This window comes from Variovorax sp. 01T439_2 (assembly GCF_056398445.1).
The window spans coordinates 1-1,787 of sequence record NZ_JBFTPJ010001091.1 but is presented as its reverse complement, the minus strand read 5'-3'; the positions used below and the strand labels follow the sequence as shown (position 1 = coordinate 1,787).

3 protein-coding genes are annotated in these 1,787 nt (G+C 68.9%); all 3 read right to left on the bottom strand.

Annotation, left to right across the window (positions count from 1 at the left end; translation table 11 throughout):
- Positions 1-114 precede the first annotated feature (114 nt).
- The gene (locus tag AC1DOC_RS32260; protein ID WP_012748505.1) at positions 115-573 is read right to left on the bottom strand and encodes a RidA family protein; all 459 of its coding nucleotides are present in this window, start codon (positions 571-573) and stop codon (positions 115-117) included.
- On the bottom strand, positions 570-1,550 hold the full coding sequence (locus tag AC1DOC_RS32255; RefSeq protein WP_478079880.1) for a transglutaminase family protein: 981 nt from the start codon (positions 1,548-1,550) through the stop codon (positions 570-572). The genes AC1DOC_RS32260 and AC1DOC_RS32255 overlap by 4 nt, the downstream gene beginning before the upstream one ends.
- A gap of 47 nt (positions 1,551-1,597) precedes the next feature.
- Positions 1,598-1,787, bottom strand: a 190-nt coding sequence (locus AC1DOC_RS32250) for a hypothetical protein (protein ID WP_478131396.1), incomplete at its 5' end; no start/stop codon positions are given.

The following is a 1,787-nucleotide window of genomic DNA, read 5'->3' as shown; positions in this document are numbered from 1 at the left end:
CGCTGACGCCGCGGTTCAAGGTGCCGGTGATCGCGCCGATCGGCGCCGCGATGCGGCTGCTTTGTTCGAAGCTCGCGGTCACGCCCTGAGGCGGTGCGAGGCAACGAAAGAAGCTCAGCCGACTTCTGCGATCAGCTCGATCTCGACGCAGGCACCCATCGGCACCTGTGCCACGCCGAACGCGCTGCGCGCATGCGCGCCTTTCTCGGGGCCGAACACTTCGGCGAAGAATTCGCTCGCGCCATTGGTCACGAGGTGCTGTTCGGTGAACGTGCCCACGGAGTTGACCAGGCTCATGACCTTGACGATGCGCGTGACCTTGTTCAGGTCGCCCACGGCCGCATGCAGCGTGCCGAGCAGGTCGATGGCGATGGCGCGCGCGGCCTGCTTGCCTTCTTCGGTGCCGATGTTCGCGCCGAGCTGGCCGGCCCAGACCTTGCCGTCTTTTTTGGCGATGTGRCCCGAGAGGAACACGAGGTTGCCGGTGCGAACAAAAGGCACGTAGGCCGCGGCGGGGGCAGCGACCGGGGGCAGGGTGATGCCGAGGCTGGAAAGCTTGTCGTAAACGCTCATTGAAGATCCTTTTCAGTGGGTTGCGATGAAGTCTGTGATTGTGACTGCGCTGCCTCTTCGGCCTGCGCGCGCAGCTCCTCGATGGGACGCACCGTCACGCCCACCTTGAGCGTGTGGCGCGCGCCGCCGTGCAGCACGCCGCGCATCGGCGAGACGTCGGAGTAGTCGCGGCCGATGGCGAGCGCGACGTAGTCTTCGCCGGGCTGGCGCCCGTTGGTGGGGTCGAAATCGGCCCAGCCGCCGGTGCTTTCAGGACCGTCGCCTTCGCCCGGCAGGTAGACCGACACCCACGCGTGCGAGGCATCGGCGCCCACCAGCCGCGGCTGGCCCGGCGGCGGCTGCGTGAGCAGGTAGCCGCTCACGTAGCGCGCCGGCAGGCCCATGACGCGAAAGCACGCGATCATGATGTGGGCGAAGTCCTGGCACACGCCCTTGCGCTGCGCCAGCGCCTCGGCGGCGGGCGTGTTGATCTCGGTGCTGTCGGCGTCGTAGGCGAAGTCGCGGTACATGCGCTCGGTGAGGTCCATGGCCACGTCGAAGGTGGGCCGCTCGGGTGCGAAGCTCGCGCGCGCATAGGCCGCGAAGTCGTCGTGGCGCGGCACGTAGGGCGATGGAAACACGAACTCCGAGGCCGGGTCGAAGGTGGCGTCCTTGCGGTAGCGGAAGCGCTCGCGCACGGCCTCCCAGGGCAGCTCGCGCGCAATGCCGGGCGCGAGCTGCGGCGCCCCGGTCTCGACCACGCTTTCGGCCGTGACGACGAGGCTGTCGTGTGTGGCCTCGAGCGCGAAGAAGGCGCGCGTGTTGCCGTAGACGTCGGGCACTTCGCTGCGCTGCGCGGGCGACGGCTCGATCGCGAGCTTGTGGCTCACGAGCCGCTGCGAGGCGGTGGCCAGCGGCTTCAGGTGGGCCAGGTGCTGCGCCGTTTCGACCGCGGGCGAATACTCGTAGCGGGTTTCGTGCGTGACGTGAAGGAGCATGGGGGTCCTGTGGGGTTGCAGTGCGAAGCGGCGCGGGCCGTCCCRCCTCAGGCGCCGACCGAGCGCAGAGATTCCGAGGTGAGCGTGAAATAGCGCGTGCCGATGGCGTCGGACACATGGTAGGCCGCCGTCTCGCAACTGGCCAGAAGCTGCACCAGCGCCGGGTAGTCGGCTTCGGCGCCGGCCGCGCAGAGATGCTCGAGCGTCCAGGCGGCGGGGTCGGGCAGCTCGTAGGAC

Excerpts from the sequence above, each read along its gene's own strand:
- AC1DOC_RS32255 (WP_478079880.1), bottom strand. The coding sequence starts at position 1,550 with ATGCTCCTTCACGTCACGCACGAAACCCGCTACGAGTATTCGCCCGCG.